At 67.5% G+C, this 24,383-nt stretch carries 17 protein-coding genes; 10 read left to right on the top strand and 7 right to left on the bottom strand.

Going from position 1 to position 24,383, the window contains the following annotated elements; genetic code table 11:
* Position 1: 1 nt before the first annotated feature.
* Both V6M56_RS17265 and V6M56_RS17260 read left to right on the top strand, forming a co-directional pair.
* A complete protein-coding gene (locus V6M56_RS17265; RefSeq protein WP_332685394.1) occupies positions 2-3,679 on the top strand; it encodes a vitamin B12-dependent ribonucleotide reductase in 3,678 nt (1,225 codons plus the stop codon).
* Between the two features lie 50 nt (positions 3,680-3,729).
* Positions 3,730-4,635 (top strand): protein NO VEIN domain-containing protein, encoded by a 906-nt coding sequence (locus V6M56_RS17260; RefSeq protein ID WP_332685393.1) that lies wholly within the window; start codon positions 3,730-3,732, stop codon positions 4,633-4,635.
* A 32-nt stretch (positions 4,636-4,667) separates the two neighbouring features.
* Here the strand turns inward: V6M56_RS17260 and V6M56_RS17255 are convergent, their stop codons facing one another.
* Complete coding sequence (locus V6M56_RS17255; RefSeq protein WP_332685392.1) at positions 4,668-4,979, bottom strand: CcdB family protein; 312 nt, start codon at positions 4,977-4,979, stop codon at positions 4,668-4,670.
* A 4-nt stretch (positions 4,980-4,983) separates the two neighbouring features.
* Complete coding sequence (locus tag V6M56_RS17250) at positions 4,984-5,214, bottom strand: type II toxin-antitoxin system CcdA family antitoxin (RefSeq protein WP_332685391.1); 231 nt, start codon at positions 5,212-5,214, stop codon at positions 4,984-4,986.
* 227 nt (positions 5,215-5,441) lie between these two features.
* On the opposite strand from V6M56_RS17250, the gene V6M56_RS17245 reads away from it, so the two are divergent.
* Complete coding sequence (locus tag V6M56_RS17245) at positions 5,442-5,705, top strand: Rid family hydrolase (RefSeq protein WP_332685390.1); 264 nt, start codon at positions 5,442-5,444, stop codon at positions 5,703-5,705.
* A 269-nt stretch (positions 5,706-5,974) separates the two neighbouring features.
* Here the strand turns inward: V6M56_RS17245 and V6M56_RS17240 are convergent, their stop codons facing one another.
* Positions 5,975-6,808 (bottom strand): DUF899 domain-containing protein, encoded by an 834-nt coding sequence (locus tag V6M56_RS17240; RefSeq protein WP_332685389.1) that lies wholly within the window; start codon positions 6,806-6,808, stop codon positions 5,975-5,977.
* A 319-nt stretch (positions 6,809-7,127) separates the two neighbouring features.
* Positions 7,128-7,802 (bottom strand): thiaminase II, encoded by a 675-nt coding sequence (gene tenA, locus V6M56_RS17235; RefSeq protein WP_332685388.1) that lies wholly within the window; start codon positions 7,800-7,802, stop codon positions 7,128-7,130.
* A gap of 235 nt (positions 7,803-8,037) precedes the next feature.
* Between tenA and V6M56_RS17230 the strand changes: the two genes are divergently transcribed.
* The 5 genes from V6M56_RS17230 (at position 8,038) to V6M56_RS17210 (ending at position 14,602) form a co-directional block, all read left to right on the top strand.
* Positions 8,038-9,291, top strand: coding sequence for a GGDEF domain-containing protein (locus V6M56_RS17230; RefSeq protein WP_332685387.1), 1,254 nt, complete (start codon positions 8,038-8,040; stop codon positions 9,289-9,291).
* An 87-nt stretch (positions 9,292-9,378) separates the two neighbouring features.
* Positions 9,379-10,347 (top strand): Gfo/Idh/MocA family protein, encoded by a 969-nt coding sequence (locus V6M56_RS17225; protein ID WP_332685386.1) that lies wholly within the window; start codon positions 9,379-9,381, stop codon positions 10,345-10,347.
* 72 nt (positions 10,348-10,419) lie between these two features.
* Positions 10,420-10,986, top strand: a complete 567-nt coding sequence (locus V6M56_RS17220) for an ImmA/IrrE family metallo-endopeptidase (protein ID WP_332685385.1) — start codon at positions 10,420-10,422, stop codon at positions 10,984-10,986.
* A gap of 64 nt (positions 10,987-11,050) precedes the next feature.
* Positions 11,051-12,241 (top strand): aminotransferase class I/II-fold pyridoxal phosphate-dependent enzyme, encoded by a 1,191-nt coding sequence (locus V6M56_RS17215; RefSeq protein WP_332685384.1) that lies wholly within the window; start codon positions 11,051-11,053, stop codon positions 12,239-12,241.
* A gap of 108 nt (positions 12,242-12,349) precedes the next feature.
* Positions 12,350-14,602 (top strand): mechanosensitive ion channel family protein, encoded by a 2,253-nt coding sequence (locus V6M56_RS17210; protein ID WP_332685383.1) that lies wholly within the window; start codon positions 12,350-12,352, stop codon positions 14,600-14,602.
* Between the two features lie 15 nt (positions 14,603-14,617).
* Here V6M56_RS17210 and V6M56_RS17205 read toward each other — a convergent pair whose 3' ends face one another.
* The 3 genes from V6M56_RS17205 to V6M56_RS17195 form a co-directional block, all read right to left on the bottom strand.
* Positions 14,618-14,983, bottom strand: a complete 366-nt coding sequence (locus V6M56_RS17205; RefSeq protein ID WP_332685382.1) for a hypothetical protein — start codon at positions 14,981-14,983, stop codon at positions 14,618-14,620.
* Between the two features lie 168 nt (positions 14,984-15,151).
* Complete coding sequence (locus V6M56_RS17200) at positions 15,152-16,123, bottom strand: cell wall hydrolase (RefSeq protein WP_332685381.1); 972 nt, start codon at positions 16,121-16,123, stop codon at positions 15,152-15,154.
* A gap of 784 nt (positions 16,124-16,907) precedes the next feature.
* On the bottom strand, positions 16,908-19,778 hold the full coding sequence (locus V6M56_RS17195) for an Rne/Rng family ribonuclease (RefSeq protein WP_332685380.1): 2,871 nt from the start codon (positions 19,776-19,778) through the stop codon (positions 16,908-16,910).
* Between the two features lie 774 nt (positions 19,779-20,552).
* Here V6M56_RS17195 and V6M56_RS17190 point away from each other — a divergent pair.
* Together V6M56_RS17190 and V6M56_RS17185 are read left to right on the top strand one after the other, a co-directional pair.
* Positions 20,553-21,713 (top strand): N-acetylmuramoyl-L-alanine amidase, encoded by a 1,161-nt coding sequence (locus tag V6M56_RS17190; RefSeq protein WP_332685379.1) that lies wholly within the window; start codon positions 20,553-20,555, stop codon positions 21,711-21,713.
* A 154-nt stretch (positions 21,714-21,867) separates the two neighbouring features.
* Positions 21,868-24,318, top strand: coding sequence for a penicillin-binding protein 1A (locus V6M56_RS17185; protein ID WP_332685378.1), 2,451 nt, complete (start codon positions 21,868-21,870; stop codon positions 24,316-24,318).
* Positions 24,319-24,383 lie beyond the last annotated feature (65 nt).

The following is a 24,383-nucleotide window of genomic DNA, read 5'->3' as shown; positions in this document are numbered from 1 at the left end:
GATTCCGTTCCGTTCGGCCGTCAGCGAGATCCGCAATCCCGACGGCTCGATCGTGTTCCGGCTCGAGGGCATCGAGGTGCCCGATTCCTGGTCGCAGGTGGCGAGCGACGTGCTCGCGCAGAAATATTTCCGCAAGGCGGGCGTGCCTGCCGCCATGAAGAAGGTCGAGGAGAACGACGTTCCCTCCTTCCTCTGGCGCTCGGTTCCGGACGAGGCGGCGCTGGCCAAGCTGCCGGAAAGCGAGCGCTACGGCTCCGAGATCTCCTCCAAGCAGGTCTTCGACCGGCTCGCCGGCTGCTGGACCTATTGGGGCTGGAAGGGCGGCTACTTCTCCTCCGAAGGCGACGCGCAGGCCTTCCATGACGAGCTGCGCTTCATGCTGGCCTCGCAGATGGTCGCGCCGAACTCGCCGCAATGGTTCAACACCGGCCTGCACTGGGCCTATGGCATCGACGGGCCGAGCCAGGGCCATTTCTACGTCGACTTCAAGACCGGCAAGCTGGTGAAGTCGAAGTCGAGCTATGAGCACCCGCAGCCGCATGCCTGCTTCATCCAGGGCGTGCAGGACGACCTCGTCAACGAGGGCGGCATCATGGATCTGTGGGTGCGCGAGGCGCGCCTGTTCAAATACGGCTCCGGCACCGGCTCGAACTTCTCGATGCTGCGCGGCGAGGGCGAGAAGCTCGCCGGCGGCGGCCGCTCTTCCGGCCTGATGTCCTTCCTGAAGATCGGCGACCGCGCGGCAGGCGCGATCAAGTCGGGCGGCACGACGCGCCGCGCCGCCAAGATGGTCGTGGTCGACGTCGACCATCCCGACATCGAGACCTATATCGACTGGAAGGTGAAGGAGGAGCAGAAGGTCGCGGCGCTCGTCGCCGGCTCCAAGATCGTCCAGAAGGCGATGAAGGCCGTGATGCGGTCTTGCGTGAACTGCGAGGGCGAGGGCGATTCCTGCTTCGATCCCGAGAAGAACCCGGCGCTGAAGCGCGAGATCAAGCTCGCCCGCAAGGCGATGGTGCCGGACAACTACATCAAGCGCGTCATCCAGTTCGCCCGCCAGGGCTATACCGACATCCAGTTCGACACCTACGACACCGACTGGGATTCGGAGGCCTATCTCACCGTCTCGGGCCAGAACTCGAACAACTCGGTCTCGCTGACCGACGACTTTTTGCGCGCCGTGGAATCCGACAGCGACTGGAACCTCGTCGGCCGCACCACCGGCAAGGTGACGAAGACGCTGAAGGCCCGCGACCTCTGGGAGAAGATCGGCTACGCCGCCTGGGCTTCCGCCGATCCCGGCCTGCACTTCAACACCACGATGAACGACTGGCACACCTGCCCGGCCTCGGGACGCATCCGCGCCTCGAATCCGTGCTCGGAGTACATGTTCCTCGACGACACCGCCTGCAATCTCGCTTCCGCCAACCTGCTGCAGTTCTACGACAGGCAGACCAAGCTGTTCGACGTCGAGGGCTATGAGCATCTCTGCCGGCTCTGGACGGTGGTGCTCGAGATCTCGGTGACGATGGCGCAGTTCCCGAGCCGCGAGATCGCCGAGCTCTCCTATGAGTACCGCACGCTCGGCCTCGGCTACGCCAATATCGGCGGCCTCTTGATGACCATGGGCCTCGGCTATGATTCCGACGAGGGCAGGGCGCTCGCCGGCGCGCTGACCGCGATCATGACCGGCGTCTCCTATGCGACCTCGGCTGAGATGGCGGGCGAGCTCGGCCCGTTCCCGGGCTACAAGAAGAACGCCCAGCACATGCTGCGCGTCATCCGCAACCACCGCACTGCCGCCCATGGCCTGGCTTCCGGCTATGAGGGCCTGCAGGTGACGCCGGTGCCGCTCGACCATGCGACGCTGGCGCGCCTCGGCGGCTCCTCGGCGACGCTGTCCGAGCGGGCCCGCGCCACCTGGGACGAGGCTCTGGCGCTCGGCGAGCAGCACGGCTACCGCAACGCCCAGTCGACCGTGATCGCGCCGACCGGCACGATCGGCCTTGTCATGGACTGCGACACCACCGGCATCGAGCCCGACTTCGCTTTGGTGAAGTTCAAGAAGCTCGCCGGCGGCGGCTATTTCAAGATCATCAACGGCGCCGTGCCGGATGCGCTCCGGGCGCTCGGCTATCGCGAGAGCGAGATCGCCGAGATCGAGGCCTATGCCGTCGGCCATGGCACGCTGGCGCAGGCGCCGGGCGTCAACCATGGCTCGCTCCGCGCCAAGGGCTTCCCGCAGGACAAGATCGACGCGATCGAGAAGGATTTGAAGGCCGCCTTCGACATCAAGTTCGTCTTCAACAAGTGGACGCTGGGCGAGGACTTCCTCACCGGCACGCTGAAGGTCCCGGCCGAGAAGCTCGCCGACATGTCGTTCGAGCTGCTGCCCTTCCTCGGCTTCAGCAAGGCCGAGATCGAGGCCGCCAATGTCCATGTCTGCGGGGCGATGACGCTGGAAGGCGCGCCGCACCTGAAGAAGGAGCATTACAACGTCTTCGATTGCGCCAATCCGTGCGGACGCATCGGCAAGCGCTATCTCTCGGTCGACAGCCACATCCGCATGATGGCGGCGGCCCAGCCCTTCATCTCGGGCGCGATCTCCAAGACCATCAACATGCCCAACGACGCCACCGTCGAGGACTGCAAGAGCGCCTATCTGCTCTCCTGGAAGCTGGCGCTGAAGGCCAATGCTCTCTATCGCGACGGCTCGAAGCTGTCGCAGCCGCTGAACTCCGCGCTGATCGCCGATGAGGACGACGATGCGGACGACGCGACCGAGGCGCTCTACCAGCAGCCCATGGCGGCCCGCGCCACGCAGATCGCCGAGAAGATCGTCGAGCGCATCGTCGAGCGGGTCGAGCGGGTGCGCGACCGCGAGAAGATGCCTTCGCGCCGCACCGGCTACATCCAGAAGGCGGTGGTCGGCGGCCACAAGGTCTATGTCCACACCGGCGAATATGCCGATGGCCGCCTCGGCGAGATCTTCATCGACATGCACAAGGAGGGCGCGGCCTTCCGGGCGATGATGAACAATTTCGCCATCGCGGTTTCGCTCGGCCTGCAATATGGCGTGCCGCTCGAGGAATATGTCGAGGCCTTCACCTTCACCCGGTTCGAGCCCTCGGGCTTCGTCCAGGGCAACCAGTCGATCAAGAACGCCACCTCGATCCTCGACTACGTCTTCCGCGAGCTCGCCATCTCCTATCTCGGCCGGCACGACCTCGCCCATGTCGATCCCAGCGAGATCGGCCATGACGTGATGGGCGGCGGCGTCGAGCAGGGCAAGGCGCCGGAAGCGGCCGGGCCGATCACCTCGACCCCGCTGGCCTCCTCGGGCTTCCGCCGCGGCAAGCCGATCAACCTGCTCGCCATCCAGGGCGGCGGCACGGCGGCGAACGACGCGGTCGCCCGCGGCGGCGCCAGCCTGACCGGCATCTCGACCCTCGGCGCCACCGCGCTGAAGGAGGAGCCGGAAGCCTATGGCGAGGCGGAGATGGCCAAGCTCGGCTTCGCCGCGCCCGCCGCCCAGCCGAGCGCCTCCGAGCGCCGGGCCGAGGCGATCATGAAGGGCTATGTCGGGGATAGCTGCGGCGAATGCGGGAATTTCACGCTGGTGCGGAATGGGACCTGCTTGAAGTGCAATACGTGTGGGAGCACGACGGGTTGTTCGTGAGCCAATTCCGAAATCTAGGCTTCCTGCCTAGAGAGTAGCTGCCTGATTTAATGAGAAGGGCCAGGTCCACGTTGGACCTGGCCCATTGTTTTGGTATGTGTTTCGTCATGGCCGACGCGCATTGGACCGATCAAGAGAACGACCTGATCGTAGCGGATTATTTCGAGATGCTCATCTCGGACATTTGCGGTCACCCGTATGTGAAAGCCGAGCGTCGACGCAGGCTTCTCCCTCAGTTAATTGGCCGATCTGAAGGTTCTATTGAATTTAAACATCAGAATATAAGTGCTGTACTTTTAGGTCTGGGCCAACCTTGGATAGATGGGTACAAGCCTGCATCGCAATTTCAGTCATCGCTCGTTGATGCTGTAATTCGGAGGCTTGATATGCGACCGGGCTGGCCTACGCCTAAATCGGACAGTAGCCAATTGGGTGACCGCAGGCCCCGAATGGACGATAGCGCTTCTACTCTTTGGATCGGTCCTGCGCCTTCCTTCTCCAATGCGCCGCCACCAGTTTCGCCAGTGGCTATGGACCTAATCGCTCGCAAATACGACGTGGCGGGGCGAGATGCTCGCAACCGTGCCCTTGGGAGGGCCGGAGAAGAGATCGTAATAAACTACGAGCGGGCCATACTTCGAGCCAACAGTCGACGGGATCTGGCAGAGCGCGTGCGGTGGATCGCGGTGGAGGACGGAGATGGCGCGGGCTATGACATTGCGAGTTTCGAGCCAGACGGATCGCCTCGTCTAATCGAAGTAAAAACCACGAACGGATGGGAGCGGACGCCGTTTCATATCACTCGTACTGAACTCGCTGCGGCCGATGCCAATCGTGACGCATGGCAGCTCATACGGATATGGAATTTAGCTCGCTCCCCGAAGGCGTTTAGCATCCGTCCACCGCTTGATGCGCATGTTCAACTAACACCAACCAGCTTTCTAGCGACCCTATAGTAACAATATTTTGGCGGCACGGTCGTCGTGCCTTAAATCCCCGTCAGCATCAGATCGAGCGCCGCGGTGATGGCAAAGTGCTCCTTCGCCAGCGAGGCTACCGGCCGTCCCAGCAGGCTGCGGCGGATCGCGACGATTTCGGTTGGCACCAGCACGACGTTGATGCCGTCGATCGTGAAGCCGGGATTCAGCCGTTTGATCGCCGGCACCAACTCCGCCCGCCGCAGTGGGGCGATCACGCGCGTGTCGAGCGAGGAGAGCAGATCGGCCTGAAGGTCGATGACGAATGGGTATTCGGCTCGAAGGCGCTCGCCGGGGTGTTCGTAGACATCGTACTGCGCCACGCGCTTACCAGCCCCGGAACTCGTCGGAGAACAGGCCGTGCTCGGCCGTCCACGCATTCTGCGCGGCGATGGCTTCGCTGTTCTCCGAAAGCCAGCGCTGGGCGTCCTCTTGCGCGATCCGTGTCCTCAGAGCCTCCTCGGTGATCGCCGAGAGATTGAGGCCATGAGCCCGCGCGGCCTCGATGAGGCCAACGTCGAGCGAGAGATTGATCGGTCGCTTGGCAGGGCGGTTCATGCGCATAAGGTATGCACATGATGCGAGAATTGTCACGTGCGGCAAGGGTTGCTGAACGGGCTATGCTTGTCTGCTGGCAGTCAGCCTCCTGAAGATGCCATGCCCAACCGCGCCATCGCGCCGCCTGAATTCCGCGCCGCCGCCGAGCAGCTGAAAATGTCGCCGGCGATCTTGTCCGGCGGGTTCGCCTTCCTGACCGCGTAACCGGCGGGGATGCGCAGGGGCGGATGCCTGAGGATGCCGAGGCGCAGTTCCGCAATGTCTTCCGCAAGATCGGCCTCTTGCTGGCCGAGGCGGGGCTGGACTTTGGCTCGGTCGTCGAGATGACGAGCTATCATGTCGGCCTGCGCGAGCATTTCGATCTCTTCGACGCGGTCCGGCTCGAACATCTCGGCGAGCCCTTTCCGGCCTGGACGGCGGTCGAGGTCGCGGGCTTAAGGCGCGAGGGTGCGGTCGTCGAGGTGCGGATCATCGCGGCGCTCGATGCGTGAGGCGCGGGGACCCTCTCCTGGAAGGAGAGGGCAGGGTGAGGTGTAGGCGGTTGGACCAGTGCCGCGAGCACTGACCGCACGGCCGGGTTCAAGCCAATGACCGGATCGTCATTCCGGACAAGCCGCAAAGCGGTGCTGCTCCGGAATCCATCGAAGGCACTGCGCTCGACATGGATGCCGGCGTTCCGCGGAGTTTATCCTTGGGCCGACCGAAGGTCGGACCCGAGGGCTCCAGCCGGGATGACGGTGCGGGGCGATCGAAAAATGCGCTAGCTGGCGGTTCCCGAACAGGACGGGCACGCTTCGCCCGCCGCCTTCTCACGTGCGGATTGTTCTCTGAATGCCGCCTCGCCGGCCTCCGAGACCTCGACCCATTTCCGGTCCGGCGCCGCGCCTTCGACATAGCTGTCGTGCCAGTTCCACCATTGGTAGGGCGGGTCTTGCGGATAGCCGGCGGGCGAGTCCTCCCAGCTCTCCTGGCGGCCGAGCGGAGTGAGGTCGAGATAGCTCCAGAGCGTTCCGATCGCCTCGTCGCCGCGATTATTGATGAAGTAGGTGCGGAAGATCCGCTCGCCGTCACGGATGAAGACGTTGTGGCCATGCCATTCGTCGACGCCGAAATCCGCGTCGAAGCTGTCGATGATGGTGTACCAGGGCATGGCCCAGCCCATTTTCTGCTTCAGCCGGGCGATGTCCGCCTGCGGCGCGCGTGAGGCGTAGGCCAGGGTGGTGTCGCGGGCGTTGAGATGGGCGAGATGGCCGACCTGATCGGCGCCGAGGGAGCAGCCGCGGCAGCCGTGATCGGGCCAGCCGTAGACGCCCGGCTCGAAGAAGGCGCGGTAGACGATCAGCTGGCGCCGGCCCTCGAACAGGTCGAGCAGGCTGGCCTTGCCCGCCGGTCCCTCGAAGGCATAGGGCTTCTCGACCTCCACCCACGGCATGCGCCGGCGCTCGGCGGCGAGCGCGTCGCGGGCGCGCATCTGGGCTTTTTCCCTCACGAGCAGCTTCTGGCGGGCCGCCTCCCAGTCCTGCGGCGACACGACCGGTGGCGTCTGCATGGCGGGCAGCGCGCCTGCCGGTTCATTCTGCGTTGCTGTCGTCATGGCTTCCTCCCGATCTGGGCGATGCCCGCCTCGTCGCCGAGCTGCGACGCCGTAGCGGCTCATCGCCGGTGTCGATCTTGAGGATGAGTTTGACGCCGGACAGCGGCAGGAGGGAGTAACAACTATGGCGGCATTCCGCTGGAGTCGCGGACTGCCTAGAGCAGGATGCGAAAAAGTGGAAACCGGTTTTTCGCAAGAATCCTGCTCTAACTCTTTGATGAGAGACGGATTCAGATGTCAGATGGGATCATTCCATGATTCCATCTGACATCATCCGGCTCTAGCGCATGACATGTGGCAGACCGAGGGGCGCTGCCGGCTAGTTCGTCGTTTTCGCCCCCTCCAGCCCCATCTGCCAGAAATCGGCTTCCAGCCGCGAGGCCTTGCCGAACATCGCGGCGAGTTCGCCGAAGCGCGCTTCCGTCATCGCCCGGGCGGCGAGGCCGTCGAGATGGCGGCGCGCGTCGCTTGCGATCTCTTGATAGGCCTCGCCGGCATATTCGGCGATCCAGTCGCGATAGGGGTGGCTTTCGAGCGCAGCGCCCAGATCGGCGGCGAGGCGGGCGCCGATCTCGGCATAGCCGATGACGCAGGGGCTGAGCGCGACATGCAGGTCGAGCAGGTCTCCGGCCTGGCCGCAATCGAGCACATAGCGGGTATAGGCGACCGTCGCCTGATGCTCGGTCGCCGCTTCGAGGTCCTGCGGCGAGAGCCCCCAGCGGCCGCAGAGCCGGACATGCAGGTCCATTTCGAGGTCGAGGATGGCCGAGAGCCCGGCCTTCGCCGCCCGCATGTCGGAAAGCGTGCGGCTCTTGTAGGTCGCCAGCGCATAGGCGCGGGCGAACTGGATCAGGAACAGGTAGTCCTGGACGAGATAGCGGCGAAAGGCGGCCTCCGGCAGGGAGCCGTCGCCCATCTGCCGCACAAAATCATGCTCGACGTAAGCCGCCCAGTCGGCGGCTGCGGCCTGTTTCAGGCGCTCGAAGATATCCATGGCTGAACCTTATTCCCGCCGGCGAATCCGGGGGCAGTCTTATCGCAGCCGGGCCGTAACGGCAGCCGTTACGGTGGCACGCCGCTTTCGGGGAGCCATCGCCGCGCCGATCGCTCGAATGCGTGGCATTGGCGAAACCCGGTTGAAACCTTCCCGGCCGAAGCTGCCGGGGCGCAACCGCTCAGGCCGGCCGGCGTCAAAGTCCCATTAGCTTGTCGTGGTCATGGTCGCGTGCGTGCACAGCTTGAGAAATAATCTGGCGCCCGAAAGGGAAGTCCCGGCGGAGGGCGATGCGGCACGCACCGGCGCGGTGCGGCGGCTTGACGGCCTGCGCTTCGAGCCCAAGCTGGAAAGCGAATACCGCCTGCACATGCGCGCCGACCAGCAGACCAGCACGCTGGTCTGCCTGGTGACGGCTCTCGGCATCTGGCTCGTCTTCATCGGCCTCGATTTTACGCGGCTGGATGGCTGGGCGGCGCTTGCCGCCGGCGATCTCGACGTCGCGGTCGCCATCGCGCTGCGCCTGGCGACGCTGGCCGCGCTGTTGATCCCGATCTGCATGCTGGCCACGGAGCGCCTGCCGCGCGCCGATCACCGCCTCTCGATGCTGGTGCTCGCCTTGATCGGCGGGACCTGCGCCTTCATCGCCAACATGTTCAAGCTGCGCGGCCTGCCGCAAGCCGACATCGCCCAACTGGTGATCATCGCCGCGGTCTTCCTGCCGCTCGGGCTGACCTTCCTGCAAAGCTTCGGCGTCGCGCTGTTCATCGCCGTGTTCACCACCGGGCTCGGCTTCGCCATGCTGGGCGAACCTGCGCACCTGATCGAGCATGGCCGGCTGTCGGTCCTGCTGTTCTTCGCCGTCTTCGTCAGCGCCGTAGGCGCCTGGCTGCGCGAGCGCGCCCAGCGCGACCAGTTCCTGCTGCGCCGGCTGCTGCACGACCGCGCCATGTCGGATTCGCTGACCGGCATCGCCAATCGCCGCGGCTTCGAGGAGCATGCCGTCTCGGCGCTGCAGCAGGCACGGCGCGACGGCGTCCCGGTGGTCTTCGCCATCCTCGATGTCGACCATTTCAAGCGCTACAACGACTATTACGGCCATCAGGCCGGCGATGCCGCCCTGACGCTGATCGCGCACGCCATCGCCGCTGCCGGCTGGCGGCCGATGGACATGGCCGGCCGGCTCGGCGGCGAGGAGTTCGGCCTGTTGCTCTATGACGCCACGTCGGAGAAGGGCGCGGCGCGCCTCGAGGGCCTGGTGGCCGCAGTGGAGGAGCTGGCCATCGAGCACGCGGCCTCGCCGACCACGTCTCACCTCACGGTCTCGCTGGGGGCGGCCGCCTTCGACGGTCGCGAATCGGCCGCGGAGCTCTATCGGCGCGCCGACGCGGCGCTCTATGCCGGCAAGGCACTGGGGCGCAACCGGGTCGAGTTCAGCCCGAGCAGCCGCCAGGCGGCCTTCCTGGCCGAGGCGCGCCGCCGGGCGTGAGGGCGAGCCGCCTCGGGCACCAGCCCCTGTCTCGCCCCGGCAACTCCTGCTATGCGATGCCACCCGCCATCAACGAGGCCATTTCCCATGCCTGCTCCCGTCTCCATCGGCATCATCGGCGCCGGCATCATGGGCGAGCGCATGCTGCGCGCCATGCTCGACCAGACGCCCGATCTCGTCCGGGCCGCGGGGATCTGGGATCCGTCTCCGGAGGCGATGGCGCGGATCGCCCACGAATTGCCGCAGGTCGCCGCACTGCGGGACGCCGCGGCGGTGATCGCGGCGAGCGACTGCGTCTATGTCGCCTCGCCGCCGGCCTCCCATCTCGGCCATGCCCGCGCCGCGCTTGGCGCCGGCCGCAGCGTGTTCTGCGAGAAGCCGCTGGCGGTCGATCTCGCCGATGCCCGCGCCTTCGTCGCCGAAGCCGGCGGGCGCGGCGCCGTCAATTTCCCGTTCGCGTCCTCGCCGGCGGTGGCGACGCTGGCGGGCTGGATCGAGGAGGGCGTGCTGGGCACCCTCCGCCATGCCTCGATCGAGGTCGGCTTCGCGCGCTGGCCGCGGCCCTGGCAGGCCGACGCGGCCGGCTGGCTCGACCGGCGCGAGCAGGGCGGCTTCACCCGCGAGGTCGTCTCGCATTTCCTGTTCCTGAGCCGGCGTCTGCTCGGGCCGCTGCACGGCCTGCAGGCGAGCGTCGCCTTTCCGGAAGCCGGCAGGTCGGAGCGAGGGATCGAGGCACGGCTCGTCGCCGGCGAGACCCCGCTCACGCTCAGCGGCGGCGTCGGCACGACGGCGAAGGACGACCACAACATCTGGACGCTCGAAGGCGACAAGGGCGCCGTGCGGCTTTGCGACTGGTCGCTGGCGGAGAGGCGCCAGCCCGACGGCTCCTGGCAGCGCGCTCCCGATGCGCTCTCGCAGCTCGAGGCGCGGCCGGTCGCGCTGAAGCGCCAGCTCGAGGGCGTCGCCAGGCTGACGCGCGGCGAGGCGCACCAGCTGGCGAGCCTGCAGGAGGCGCTCGACGTGCAGGAGATCGTCGAGGCCATCCTGGCGAGCTGAGGCGCCCCGGCTGGCTTTCGTTGAGCCGCCGCCGGGCCCGGGCTATCATGGGCGGGCTCAGGAGGCCTGCCGATGCGCCATGCCTTCCTCACCGATGCGCAGATCGACGCCCGCGCTTTGGCGCACCGGCGCGGGCTCGGCTTTCGCGACGAGCAGGCGATCGATTTCATGACGCTGATGGCCAAGCTGAAGGCGCGCTATCCGAATTTCGCCTATCAGCGCGTCGCCGACGGGGCGCTCGGCACGGCCGAGGCGCAATGGGACTCGCAAGGCAAGCGCCTGCTGATTCCAGAGGCCGTGTTCGAGAGCGCCAATCGCGGCGAGGGCAGGGCGCTGATGACGGTGGCGCACGAGGTCGGCCATGCTTTGCTCGGGCATCAGGGTACGTTCAATCGCGCTCCCTCCGGCGGCCGGGCGGAGCGGTTCTCAGCCAGGCTGCGGGCGATGGAATATCAGGCGCGGCGCTATGCGGCCGCCTTCCTGATCCCCGATACGCCGGCGGTGCGGGCGCTCGACGCGACGGGCCTGAGCGAGCGCTATCGCGTCAGCATGAGCGCGGCGATCGTGCGGCACAGCGAGCTGAGATCCGGCGAGAACGCCCAGGTCTCGCCCTTGCGGCCGGTGGGGACGCCCGGCTGAGCCGCTTGCGATCCGCTGGCCGGCGGGGCATGGCTCGGGAAACGGTTCGCTTTCGAGGACAGCCATGACCATCGCCGCACCCGGCCTGCCGCCGGCGCCCAAACCCGCCGCGCGGGCGCAGGCCGTCGCCCCCTTCATCGTCATGGACGTGATGAACGCCGCCGAGGCGATCGAGCACCGGGGCGGCTCGGTGGTGCATATGGAAGTCGGCCAGCCCTCGGCCCCGACGCCGGCGAGCATTCGCGCCGCTGCGGGCCGGGCGCTCGAGGACGGGCGCATCGGCTATACCCAGGCGCTAGGCATCGGCTCGCTGCGGGCGCGGATCGCGCGGCATTACCATGAAGCCTATGGCGTCGAGGTGCCGGCCGAGCGCGTCATCGTCACCACCGGCTCGTCGGGGGGCTTCATCCTCGCCTTCCTGGCCTGTTTCGAGCCCGGCGCACGCATCGCCATCACCGCACCGGGCTATCCGGCCTATCGCAACATCCTGATCGCGCTCGGGCTGGAGCCGGTCGCGATTCCGGTCGGGCCGGAGACGCGCTACGCCCTGACCCCGGAGCTGATCGCCAGGGCCCATGCGGAAGCGCCGCTCGCCGGCGTGCTGACGATGAGCCCGGCCAATCCGACCGGCGTGGTGATGGCGCCCGAGGCCATCGCCGCAGTCGCGGCCGAGTGCCGGCGGCTCGGGCTCTGGTACATCTCCGACGAGATCTATCACGGCTTGACCTATGAGCGGCCGGCGACGACGGCCCTGTCCGCCGACCCCGACGCGATCATCGTCAACTCCTTCTCCAAATATTACTGCATGACCGGCTGGCGTGTCGGCTGGCTGGTGGTGCCCGAGCGGCTGGTCCGGACGATCGAGCGCCTGCAGCAGAACTTCTCGATCTCGGTGCCGATGCTGAGCCAGGTCGCGGGCGAGGCCGCCTTCGACGCGACCGCCGAATGCGAGACGATCAAGGCCGGCTATGCGCAGAACCGCGCCTATCTGCTCAAGGCGCTGCCGGAGATCGGCCTCGGTGATTTCCTGCCGGTCGACGGGGCCTTCTACATCTATCTCGACATCGGGCGTTACTCGAACGATTCCATGAGCTTCTGCCGGGATGCTCTCGAAACGGCCGGGGTCGCGATCACTCCCGGGCTCGATTTCGACGAGGGCCGCGGCGCGCGCACGGTGCGGCTCTCCTTCGCCGGCTCGCTGGCGGAGTGCGAGGAGGCGGTGGCACGCCTTGGACGCTGGTTGAAGACGCGCTAGGGAAGGCCGGCCTGCCGACGATCCGCAGCGCCTGGCCATGTGCCAGGCGAGGCTTGCAAAGCGGGTGCCGCAGGCATCAAATCCGGTTGGCTGAGGCGGGGAAGGCGAATGGTCTGGAATCGGATCGGGCAGGTGCTGGCCGCGACGCGCGGTTTCTTGCTGCTGGCGGCAGTTGCGCTGCTGTGCCAGCCGGCTGCGTCGCAAACCGCGGCCGCGCCGGGCGAGACGCTGACGCTGACGCTGCGGGGCGACGAGACACCCGAAACCATACGCAAGCTCGTCGACACGCTTTCCGCCGGGGGGCGCAGGGTCGAGATTCGGCTCGCGGGAACTCCGGCTACCGCGGCGCCGGCAGCGCCCGTCCCGGCAGCGCCGGTCGCTGCTGCGCCGCCGCCTCCGGCCGCGACCACCGATGCGGAGGCCGGGGCGCTGTGGGACTACTTCGTCTCCGGTGTGGATTATGGCCGCGGGGCCGTTCCCAGCGTGGTCGACCTGCCGGGCGACTGGGGCCGCGCCTGGGCGCGGAACCGGAATGTCTCGGCGGGATCGCAGATCCTGACCTGCCTCGCGCTCGCACTCGGTGCTGCCCTGCTGTTCCGCGTGGCGACGGCGAAATGGTTCGCGGCGCGCATGGTGCCGCAAGGTTCCTACCTCACCGCCCGCCTCTCCGCGTCCGGAGCCGGCCTGCTTCAGGACCTGCTGACAATCTCGCTCTGGCTCGTCTTGGCGCGATGGCTGGGCAGCGTCTGGCTGCCGCTGGAAGACCTTGCCGCCCATCATCTGCGCTCGATTGCCAACGGGGCTGCCGTCGGCGCGGCCTATATCGCGACGGGCCGCTTCCTGCTGGCGCCGGGGGCGCCTGAGCGGCGGTTGATGCCGCTGCCGCGTGCGGACCGGCATTTCCGGCTACTGTGCGTTTATGCGGTAGCCGTACCGGTGTTCATCGTCGGCGCGCTGCTGGCGCAGCGCGTCGCAACCGGCCCCGCACCGGTGGCGGGCCTGGTCACGCTCAGCGGGGCGGTGCTGCTGTCTTACAAGATCTGGTGGTTCACCGATGCCCGGCATGACCTGACCGCGCTGATCCTGGCCAATAGCGAGCAGCCCGGCCACGGCTTGCGACTGCTGGCGCAGGCTGCGCCCTGGATTTATGTCGCGCTCGCGGTCTTGCTCTGGATGGTCGGGCGGGCGGCGGCGATGATGCCGGATGGCGGGCGGTGGGCCGAGGCAGCGGAACTGACGCAGATCATCGTCGTCCTGGCCCCGATCCTGTCGGTTGGTGTCACCAGCCTGCTGGCCTGCCGGCAGGAGCAGCGGGCCGCCGTCTCCCCGCCGACGCCGATGCAACAGGCTCTGGGGCGCGCCATGCGCGCCGCCGCCGGCGGGGCCATGTGGGCCGGTGGGCTCTACCTGATGGGGCGAATCTGGGCCCGGCTGCTGTTCGGGATGAGTTCCGGCCAGTTCCAGGCGGTGACGCAGAAGGTGGCGGGGATCGCCGCGCTCGCCTTCGCCGGCTGGGTTGTGATCGTGTTCCTGCGCGGCTTCTTCGACGCCTATTCACCGCGCGCACGGGCCACGGGGCCTGCGGATGAGGACGTCATGCCCGAGGACACCGTGCCGTCGCGGCTGGCGACCGTGATGCCGGTGTTGCGCGGCGTGGTTCTGACCGCCGCGTTCGGCCTGACCGGGCTTGTGCTGCTGTCGCGCCTCGGCGTCGATATCGGGCCGCTTCTGGCGGGGTTCGGCATTCTCGGTCTCGCCATCTCCTTCGGCTCGCAGGCGCTGGTCCGCGATATCGTCTCCGGCTTCTTCTTCATGCTGGAGGATGCATTCCGCGTCGGCGAATATGTCGATACCGGCCGGCTCAAGGGCACGGTCGAGAAGATCTCGCTGCGCTCGATGCAACTGCGCCATCAGAGCGGGCAGATTCACACCGTCCCGTTCGGCCAGGTGCAGTCGCTGACCAATGCCAGCCGCGACTGGGCGACGCTCAAGTTCAACGTGCGGCTCGACCATTCCGCCGACATCGAACAGGCCCGCAAGACGATCAAGAAGACCGGGCTGGCCCTGCTCGAGGATCCGGAGTTCGGGCCGCATTTCATCGCGCCGCTCAAGATGCAGGGCGTCGCCGACATCACCGATTCGGCGATCGTGATCCGGCTGAAATTCACGGCGAAGCCGAACCAGGCCTCGATGCTGCAGCGCGAGGCGCTGAAGCGGGTCTATCGCGGCCTCAACGATGCCGGGGTGCCCTTCGCCTCGAATGCGGTCACGGTGCGCGAGGGCGGGGCCAAGACTTCGGCCGGGGCGGCCGCGATCAGCGCCGTGCCGCCGCCGACGCCGCTCGTGCCGGCCGCCCAGTAAGACGCGCCGGCCGGGTCAGCGGCCGAATTCGAGCATGAAGAAGAAGCCGAAGCCGATGGCGGTCAGCAGGCCGCCGAAGCCGGCGGCGACCCTTGCCGCCGAAAGCTGGCCGCCGAGCAGGGTGCGCCGCTCGGCTCGCTCGGAGGCATGCTCGCGCCCGTCCTTGTGGAACTGGCTGGCATAGAGGTCGGGCGTCATCTGCGGGCCGACCGGCAGATTGCCCTCGAGCTCGAAGCGCACGGCGACGAACAGGACGAACAGCCCGAGCAGGCCGACGCCGAACCAGCCGATGGCCTGCAAGGCGAGCCAGGCCAGGCCGAGCAGGCCGGCGCCGCACAGGACGTAGACCACGAGACGCTCGGGATTGCGTGGCGGCGGCATCGCGGCTCCGCGTTCGAGGGCGCAGCCGCAGTTCCGCACTCCGATGCCATTACGTCAAGCGCGAGCGCAAGCAGATGGAGCGAATCCGGCCATGGGTGCGGCGCCGGGGAAATAGCCTTGCCGGGGCAGCCAGTTTCCGGAGTTGCCTCTGCCGTTCGAGTTTTCGCGTCATGGCGCCTGCGAAACCCTGACCGGATCTGAGCTGTAGAAGATGTGCCGGCCGATCACGTCCATCTTCGTCAGCTTCTTCGCCCAGCGGGGCGAGACATAGTCGGCATGATAATGCGTCGAGGCGGCGACCTCCGTGAGATAGATCGTGCCCTCGTAGACGTCGCGCGCGATGCGCACGGCTGCCGCCCATGACTCGGGCTCGGTTATACGCAGCGACTTGCCCTCGCAGGCGAAGGTGAATTGACAGGCGAGCTTGCGGTGACGGTTCTGGTAGACGACGCCGCAGACCGAGTCCGGATAAGTCCCGCTCTTGACCCGGTTGAGCACGACCTGGGCGACGGCGGCGCGTCCCTCTTCCGGTTCCGAGCGCGCCTCGAAATAGACCGCTTCGGCCAGGCAACGCTGTTCGCGCGCCATGTCCTCGGACTTGATCAGCCCGCGATAGAGTTGCCGCGGCTCCGGATCGCTCTCGATCGCGGCGGGCATGGCAGGCGGCGTCACCGAAGCGGTGGCGTTGGCCGTGCGCTCGCTCATTGGCGTGGCCGAGTCGTGGGCTGCGGGCCCCAGAGCCACCGGAGTGGCGCCATCGCCGCTTGGCAGGGACGCGCTCTGGGGTGGCGAAGCCTCGGGCGGCGAGGTTTCGGGCGGGGCGGGATCGGCCTGTCTCTCATTCTGCGGATAGGGGCTGAAGCCGCTGCGTGGCCCGCCATCGCTTCCCCAGCCGTGGATCGCGTCGAGGGTGAGGCTGGCAGGGACCAACCCAGGCAGGAAGTCGGGCTTGACGACATGCCCGATCTCATCGGCATCGACGCCGTTCAGGCGAACGGGCTGCCCGAAGATGTCCCGCGTATCGCTGTCGATGCCGACAGGCATGCCCGGATTGGTAGGCGACGTGGCCGGCGTGGTCGCGGCGGGCAACGCGACGAAAGCCGCGAGCGCGACTAACGCCGGCGGGGCGAGGCGCTTCATGGAGGCACTCCAGGGGAGACAAGCCGAGCGTTTGCGGCGCCGATCGATCGGCGGCAGAATCAGCGGCGCTTCTGGCTTGGTCTGTTTTCTTGGGGGTGGGGGCGAACGAGCGCTTCGCCAACTGCGATGACACGGGCGCCCGCGCGCATGGCGGCACCAACCCGGAGTGCTTTCTTGCCGACCGATACTCAGGAGGGCCGCGAGCCTGCGATGGATCGCAGGCCATTCGCCGCGGCGGGACCGGGTAGGAAGCTGCGCTCTCGCGCGTCGTCACCTTGAGCTTTGCCGGTGACCCTGGAAGGCGGTGACCTTGTCGCCGGCAACAGCCTGCGAAAGCGTCAGAATAGCAACGGTTGTGGCAGCAGGCGCACAGACCGTGATCGTAGGATAGTTACCCGAAGTACCTTGTGGCGTCTTGCTTGATTGTTACTTTACGTCAAAGATTTTCTAGCTCCATCGCCTTGGTTTGTTTTAGCGTACTACGCGCCCTATGGAGGCGAAATCCGACCATTTTGTGACTCATCTATATGTAGACGATCCGTTAACGCATATCTGCCTTGCGAGCGCGTGCCTGCCGGGGCGGGGGCACCGGCGCAGCGAGGCACCGGCCAACCGCGAAGGCCGTTGCGATTGCCCGAGCCGAGGCATTCGCGCCTCGCCGCGCGCGTCAGCCTACGCCCCAATGGAAAAGGCCCGCTGCGATCGCTCGCAGCGGGCCTTGTCTCATGAGAGCCGGATCCGATCAGGTTGAATCAACCTGATCGGCGCGTGCTCTTGCGTCCGATCATTTGCGTCCGGCGAGACGGTTCCACCAGCCGCCGCGCTTGGGCCGATCCGGATCGGCCGGCGTCAGAACGACGGCGACAGGTTCCTCGACCGGGCGCGGGGCGGCGGCCGGGGCGGGCGCCTCCTCGGCGGCTGGCTCGGCGCTCACGGCCTCGGCTGCGGTCGGGGCGGCGGCAACCGGCTGCGCCTTCCTCGACGCGGCCCGGCGGGCTGCTGCCGGCGCCTCGGCAGCGGCGACTGCGACGCCGCCATCCTCGGTGATCGGCACGACCTTCTTGCGGGCGCGGCTGCGCTTGGGCTTCTCGGCCGCTTCGACCGGAGCCGGGACGGACTCGGTCGCCGCTTCGGTTGCGCCGGCGGCGGTTGCCTCGGGCGCTGCCGTCTCGGGCGTTGCCGTTTCAGTCACGGCCGCTTCGGCTGCCGTGACTTCGGCCTCGGCCTTCTTGCTGCGTCCGCCGCGACGGCCGCGACGCGGCTTGGCCTCGGTGGGCTCTTCGACCGTGGCTGCGACGAGAGGCGCGGAATCCTCCTCGGCGGCGCCGGCAGCCGGCGCGGCCCGCTCGCCTGCCTCGTCATCCTCATCGTCCTGGCCGTCTCCGGCCTCATCGCTGCCGCCGTCGAGGCGCTGGCCCTCGCCATCGCGCTCGCCGCCACGCCGCCGCCGGCGCCGGCGCCGGCGCTTGCGCCCGCCTTCGCCGCGACCTTCCTGGCCATCGCCTTCGCCATCGCCGTCACTGGCGGCCGAACGCGGGCCGGCACCGGCATCGGCGTCGCCGTCGCTCTCCACCTCGGCATCGAGGACCTCGTCCTCCTCGGGCTCGTCGATAACGGCCTCGGCGCGCATGCTGCTGACCGGGACGACGCGGTTCTCGTTGCCGACGAACTCGCCGCGCTCGACCTCGAAATAGCGCGTGCCGAGCAAGGCGGCGTCGGCCGAGACGGTGATCGCGATGTTGAAGCGTTCCTCCAGGTCGCGCAGATGGGCGCGCTTCTGGTTGAGCACATAGAGCGCGACCTCGGGCCGGGTGCGGACATCGAGATTATGCGAGGCGCTCTTGATCAGCGCCTCTTCGAGCGCACGCAGGATCTGCAGTGCGATCGAGGGCGTCGAACGGACGAGACCGGCGCCGGCGCAGTGCGGGCAGGGCACCGAGGAGCTTTCGAGCACGCCGGTGCGGATGCGCTGGCGCGACATCTCGAGCAGGCCGAAGGCCGAGATGCGGCCGACCTGGATGCGGGCGCGGTCGTTCTTCAGGCAGTCCTTGAGCTTCTTCTCGACGGCGCGGTTGTTGCGGTTCTCCTCCATGTCGATGAAGTCGATCACGATGAGGCCGGCAAGGTCGCGCAGGCGCAGCTGGCGGGAGATCTCCTCCGCCGCTTCGAGATTGGTCTTGAGGGCGGTGTCCTCGATATTGTGCTCGCGGGTCGAGCGCCCGGAGTTGATGTCGATCGCGACCAGCGCCTCGGTCTGGTTGATGACGATGTAGCCGCCGGACTTGAGCGTGACCGTGTTCGAGAACATCGCGTCGAGCTGGCTCTCGACGCCGAAGGCGGCAAACAGGGGCGTCTGCTCGCGATAGGCCTTCACGCTCTTGGCATGGCTCGGCATGAGCATGCGCATGAAGTCCTTGGCCTCGCGATAGGCCTCCTCGCCGGCGACGTGAACCTCGTCGATGTCCTTGTTGTAGAGATCGCGGATCGAGCGCTTGACGAGGTTGCCCTCCTCATAGACCAGCGCCGGCGCGACGGAGCCGAGCGTCAACTCGCGCACGCTCTCCCACATCCGCATCAGGTATTCGTAGTCGCGCTTGATCTCGACCTTGGTGCGCGATGCTCCGGCGGTCCGCAGGATGATGCCCATCCCCTCCGGAACCTCGAGCTCCTGGGCGATCTCCTTCAGGCGCTTGCGGTCCTCGGCATTGGTGATCTTGCGCGAGATGCCGCCGCCCTTGCCGGTGTTCGGCATCAGCACGGAATAGCGGCCGGCGAGCGAGAGATAGGTGGTGAGCGCCGCGCCCTTGTTGCCGCGCTCTTCCTTGACGACCTGGACCAGGATGATCTGGCGACGCTTGATCACCTCCTGGATCTTGTACTGGCGGCGCGTATGGCGCGGACGCTCCGGCATGTCGTCGAGGGCGTCGCCGCCGCCGAGCTGCTCGGGCTCGTCCTGGTGGTCGTCCTGCTGGTGATCGTCCTGGCCATTCTCATCCTGGCCATTGTCGTCGCCGTCCTCGGACGGGCGGCGGGCCTCCGCGGCTTGCGTCTCTCCGGAGGCCTCGGCGGAGGTGGATTCGCTGGCTGTCTCGAAGGTCAGTGGCGCGGCGTTCCCGACGACGCTCTCGCTGTCCGATTCGGCGACGGCGGGGGCGAAGTATTGACCGAAGGCCGGCGCGCCCTCGTTGACCATCGCGGCTTCCTTGCCGTCGGTCTCGACCGGCTCGCCTGTGGCCTCGACCTCGGCGCTAATCGTCTCGTCGCCATTGGCGGCGCGCTTGGCGCGCCCCTCGCGGTCACCACGGCGGCCACGATCGCGGCGGCCGCGCTTCTCGCGCTTCTCCTCGTCGCGTTCTTCCTCGCGCTCGGCGCGGGCTTCCTCGGCGAGCAGGGCCTGCCGGTCGGCGACCGGGATCTGGTAGTAGTCGGGGTGGATCTCGGAGAAGGCGAGGAAGCCGTGGCGGTTGCCGCCATATTCGACGAAAGCCGCCTGGAGCGAGGGTTCGACCCGCGTCACCTTCGCCAGATAGATATTGCCGCGCAGCGGTTTGCGGCTGGCGGACTCGAAGTCGAATTCCTCAATCCGGGAACCGCGGGACACCACGACCCGGGTCTCTTCCGGGTGGGTGGCGTCGATCAGCATCTTGTTGGCCATAGGATAGGTCCATCTGCGCAACGGCCTTTGGTACCCGCCGGGCTGCGGAAACGACTCCGCTGCCGCGGGCAGGGGCGCCACGCGTCGGCCGGCTCGCGCCGGCATGTTGCAGGGAAAGAAAATCAGCCAAGGCTGGATAGCGGAGGCGAGCGGCAGAACGGGCGATCAGCCCGTCGCAACCGAGAAGGTCTCGACGAAACACCGAAATGGGAAGCGGCGTCGTATGCCCCGACATCTTACCTTTGACCTGCGGCGCGCCTGCCTCGAGGGGAAGCGCACCGCGTTGACACGCTCGCGGAATGCCGAACCCGGCGTCGATTTCTGCCTGACGCCGGCCCGTCCGCGGACGATCTGTTGCTGGTTGCCTTCGCGCCGTTCCTGACCGCCTGGAGCAATCGGGCCGTTTGGCTTTTTCGTCGGGCGTCAACGGGTCTTTCCAAGACCCTGCTTGCGCGCGGCGGAAGCCTTCACGATGCAACCGACTCCATTACAGACAGCTTGCCATATTTGGCAAGGGAGAACGCGCCGGCGCAAGGAACCAGCCGGTTTCCGGGGGCGTTGCGGCATGGTAACCGATTGTCAATGGATTGCGGCGCTATGGTTAAGAACCCTTAAGCATCGCCGCCGTGGATCTAGGAGCAGCTCCTGCCTCAGGGCCCTCACCATCATGCCGCCAGGACGGCGCGCCGCATCGCCGGCGCGGTGCTCCGGCGCGCCCTGCCGGCGCTGCTCGTTCTCCTGCTTGTTCCCCTGTTCCTGGCAGCCGGCCCGGCCATGGCCAATTCGCCGGGGAGGGCGAGCAGCGACTTCCCCGTCGCGAGCGAGGCGCGAATCGAAAGCCAGGGCGAGGTCGTCCGGCTGACGCTCACTTTGTCGCGCCCGGTCACCGCGAGCGCCTTCGTCATGGCCGGCCCCGACCGCGTCATCGTCGACCTGCCCTCGGTCAATTTCCAGATCCCCGCTTCGAACGCCCGCAAATCCGCAGGTTTCGTCTCCGGCTTCCGCTATGGCCTGTTCACGCCCGACCGGGCGCGGCTGATCCTCGACCTGGCGCAGCCGGCCGTCGTCGCCGATGTCTCGGTGAAGCCGATGCGCGGCGGCTTCGGCGAGCTCGTCATCGAGCTCAAGCGCACGAGCCGCGAGGAATTCGCCGCGCTCGCCCGCGCCGCCGCGACCAAGGCGCAATTGCCGCATGTGCCGGTGGAGCCCAGGGGCGAGGGCGACCAGCGCCGGATCGTGGTGATCGATCCCGGCCATGGCGGCATCGATCCCGGTGCCGTCGTCGCTTCGATCGCGGAGAAGTCGGTGGTGCTCGCCTTCGGCCTGAAGCTGAAGGAGCAGCTCGAGGCGCAGGGGCGCTATCGCGTGATCATGACCCGCGCCGACGACAGCTTCGTGGCGCTGGGCGACCGCGTCCGCATTGCCCGGGGCGTCGAGGCACATCTGTTCATCTCGATCCACGCCGATTCGCTGACCCAGTCGCAGGAAGTGCGCGGTGCCACGATCTATACGAGCTCGGAACGCGCGAGCGACGCCGAATCGGCGCGCCTCGCCGCCAAGGAGAACCAGGCCGACGCTGTCGCCGGCCTCGACGCCAGCGAGGACGTGCAGGACGTCGCCGGCATCCTGATGGACCTCGCCAAGCGCGAGACCCGCGGCTTCTCGGCGATGTTCGCGCGCAATTTGGTCGAAAAGCTCGGCGGCTCGGTCAAGATGCACAAGGTGCCGCTGCGTTCGGCCGGCTTCCGGGTGCTGACCGCGCCCGACGTGCCCTCGGTGCTGATCGAGCTCGGCTACATGTCGAGCCCGAAGGATGCCGAGCTCCTGAATTCCGAGAGCTGGCGGGCGCAGGCGGTGGCGGCGGTGCAGCGCGCCGTCGACCAGTATTTCGCGCGCACCCAGGCGCCCGGCAAGGCGGCGGAGAGCCGGCGCTGACGCAGCGGGGCCGAAGATGAGGGTTTGTGGTCTTGCAGCCACGGTTCCGCCATTTCCGCCATGTTATAGACTTGCGTTGAAAGTCCACCACCCGGGCAGGGCATGCCGTCGATTCGAGCGACGCCGCTGCCGCTAGACGAGGTCAAGGTTCTCGATGCGGTTCATTCTGCGCCTTTTCGGGTGGGCGTTCGCCGCCGGCACGATCCTCTTCGTGATCGGTGTCGCGGGGGCCGCCGGGCTTGTCTGGCACTATTCCAAGGATCTTCCTGATTCGGCCCAGCTGCGGAACTACGAGCCGCCGGTGATGAGCCGCGTCCATGCCGGCGACGGCAGCCTGATCGCCGAGTTCGCCCGCGAGCGCCGGCTCTATCTGCCGATCCAGGCGGTGCCGAAGCTGATCATCGACGCCTTCCTCGCCGCCGAGGACAAGAATTTCTACCGGCATTTCGGCGTCGACCCCGAGGGCCTGGCGCGTGCCGCGATCTCGAACTTCCGCAATCGCGGCTCCAACCGCCGGCCGCAGGGCGCCTCGACCATCACCCAGCAGGTGGCGAAGAACTTCCTCGTCGGCTCCGAGCACAGCATCGAGCGCAAGATCCGTGAGGCGCTGATCGCACTGCGCATCGAGTCGACCTATTCGAAGGACAAGATTCTCGAGCTCTATCTGAACGAGATCTATCTCGGTGCGCCGGCGCCGGGGCAGGGCAGCTACGGCGTCGCCGCCGCGGCCCTGAACTATTTCGGCAAATCGGTGCACGAGCTCAATGTCCAGGAAGCGGCCTATCTCGCCGCCCTGCCGAAGGCGCCGACCGACCTGCACCCGTTCCGCAATCGCGAACGGGCGATCGAGCGCCGCAACTATGTGCTCGACCGCATGGCCGAGAACGGCGTGATCGGGCGGCCCGAGGCCGACGCCGCCAAGAAGCAGCCGCTTGGCGTCAATCCGCGTTCCATCTCGCCGAACAACATCGCCGCTGGCTTCTTCGCCGAGGAGATCCGCCGCGAATTGCAGGATCGCTATGGCGAGAAGAAGCTGCTCGAGGGCGGGCTCTCGGTGCGGGCCACCGTCGACCCGAAGATGCAGCTGATGGCGCGCAAGGCGCTGGTCGACGGCCTGGTGCGCTTCGACGAGGCGCGCGGCTGGCGCGGCGCGGTCCAGAAGATCGACCTCGCGGGCCGGGAATGGGGCGTCGCCATCGGCGAGCTGCCGGCGCTCGGCGACGTCAAGCCCTGGCGCCTCGCCGTCGTGCTCGAGGTCGCGGGCGACGGCGCCCGCGTCGGCCTGCAGCCGGTTCGCGAGGCCTCCGGCCAGCTCCGGCCGGAGCGCGAGACCGCGACGCTCGGCACCGAGGGCATCCGCTGGACGCGGCGCACCCGTGTCTCGCAGGCGGTTTCCGTCGGCGACATCGTCTATGTCGAGCCGATCGACGGCAAGGCGGGGCAGGTGCGCCTGCGCCAGATGCCGGAGGTCAACGGCGCGATCACGGTGATGGACCCGTTCTCGGGCCGCGTGCTGGCGATGGTCGGCGGCTTCTCGCACGACCAGTCCGAGTTCAACCGCGCGACGCAGGCGCTGCGCCAGCCGGGGTCGTCCTTCAAGCCGTTCGTCTATGCGACCGCGCTCGACAATGGCTACACGCCGTCCAGCATCGTGCTCGACGCGCCGATCGAGGTCGACCAGGGCGGCGGGCTCGGCGTGTGGTCGCCGAGCAATTACGACGGCAAGTTCACCGGGCCGCGGACGCTGCGCTATGGCATCCAGTTCTCGAAGAACCTGATGACGGTGCGCCTCGCCAAGGATGTCGGCATGCCGCTGATCGCCGAATATGCGCGGCGCTTCGGCATCTATGACGACATGCTGCCGGTGCTCTCGATGTCGCTCGGCGCCGGCGAGACCACGGTGATGCGGATGACGGCCGCCTATTCGATGCTCGCCAATGGCGGCAAGCGCATCCGGCCGACGCTGATCGACCGCATCCAGGACCGCTTCGGCGCGACGATCTACCGGCACGACCAGCGTGTCTGCGAAGGCTGCACCGCGGAGAAATGGGCCAACCAGCGCGAGCCGCGCCTCGTCGACAACCGCGACCAGGTGCTCGACCCGCTGACGGCCTACCAGATGGTCTCGCTGCTGGAAGGCGTCGTCAACGCCGGCACTGCGACGGTGGTGAAGTCGGTCGGCAAGCCGCTCGCCGGCAAGACCGGCACGACCAACGACGCCAAGGACGTCTGGTTCGTCGGCTTCTCGCCGGATCTCGCGGTCGGGGTCTATATGGGCTTCGACAAGCCAAAATCGCTCGGCAATTCGGCGACGGCCGGCCAGTACGCGGCACCGATCTTCCGGGATTTCATGATGCAGGCACTGAAGGACAAGCCGGCGACGCCGTTCCGTGTTCCGGCCGGGATCAAGCTGATCCGCGTCGATCCGCGCACCGGCATGCGCGCCGGCGGCGAGGGCGGCATCCTGGAAGCCTTCAAGCCCGGCACCGCGCCGCCCGACAGCTACTCGGTCATCGGCGCGGCCGGCGATGGCGGCGGCGGGCCGATGAGCGTCGCGCCGACGGGCGGCCGAGCGGTCGGCTCCGGGACGGGCGGGCTGTACTGAAGCGCCTCGTCTACCGGTAGGGCGCGGGGAACCCTCTCCTGCATCGAAGTCGGCTGTTGCCGACT

The organism is Allobosea sp. (genome assembly GCF_036675845.1).
In the GTDB taxonomy this organism is placed as follows: domain Bacteria; phylum Pseudomonadota; class Alphaproteobacteria; order Rhizobiales; family Beijerinckiaceae; genus Allobosea.
The sequence above is the reverse complement of the archived record's forward strand: the minus strand, read 5'-3'. Positions and strand labels throughout refer to the sequence as shown.

What these genes read in the sequence shown, in the direction of transcription:
- tenA (WP_332685388.1), bottom strand. Translation starts at nt 7,802, where the DNA reads ATGGATATCTTCGAGCGCCTGAAACAGGCCGCAGCCGCCGACTGGGCG.
- V6M56_RS17205 (WP_332685382.1), bottom strand. Translation starts at nt 14,983, where the DNA reads ATGCCGCCGCCACGCAATCCCGAGCGTCTCGTGGTCTACGTCCTGTGC.
- V6M56_RS17220 (WP_332685385.1), top strand. Translation starts at nt 10,420, where the DNA reads ATGCGCCATGCCTTCCTCACCGATGCGCAGATCGACGCCCGCGCTTTG.
- V6M56_RS17185 (WP_332685378.1), top strand. Translation starts at nt 21,868, where the DNA reads ATGCGGTTCATTCTGCGCCTTTTCGGGTGGGCGTTCGCCGCCGGCACG.
- V6M56_RS17210 (WP_332685383.1), top strand. Translation starts at nt 12,350, where the DNA reads ATGGTCTGGAATCGGATCGGGCAGGTGCTGGCCGCGACGCGCGGTTTC.
- V6M56_RS17250 (WP_332685391.1), bottom strand. Translation starts at nt 5,214, where the DNA reads ATGAACCGCCCTGCCAAGCGACCGATCAATCTCTCGCTCGACGTTGGC.
- V6M56_RS17245 (WP_332685390.1), top strand. Translation starts at nt 5,442, where the DNA reads ATGCCTGAGGATGCCGAGGCGCAGTTCCGCAATGTCTTCCGCAAGATC.
- V6M56_RS17195 (WP_332685380.1), bottom strand. Translation starts at nt 19,778, where the DNA reads ATGGCCAACAAGATGCTGATCGACGCCACCCACCCGGAAGAGACCCGG.
- V6M56_RS17200 (WP_332685381.1), bottom strand. Translation starts at nt 16,123, where the DNA reads ATGAAGCGCCTCGCCCCGCCGGCGTTAGTCGCGCTCGCGGCTTTCGTC.
- V6M56_RS17225 (WP_332685386.1), top strand. Translation starts at nt 9,379, where the DNA reads ATGCCTGCTCCCGTCTCCATCGGCATCATCGGCGCCGGCATCATGGGC.
- V6M56_RS17260 (WP_332685393.1), top strand. Translation starts at nt 3,730, where the DNA reads ATGAGAAGGGCCAGGTCCACGTTGGACCTGGCCCATTGTTTTGGTATG.
- V6M56_RS17215 (WP_332685384.1), top strand. Translation starts at nt 11,051, where the DNA reads ATGACCATCGCCGCACCCGGCCTGCCGCCGGCGCCCAAACCCGCCGCG.
- V6M56_RS17240 (WP_332685389.1), bottom strand. Translation starts at nt 6,808, where the DNA reads ATGACGACAGCAACGCAGAATGAACCGGCAGGCGCGCTGCCCGCCATG.
- V6M56_RS17190 (WP_332685379.1), top strand. Translation starts at nt 20,553, where the DNA reads ATGGCCAATTCGCCGGGGAGGGCGAGCAGCGACTTCCCCGTCGCGAGC.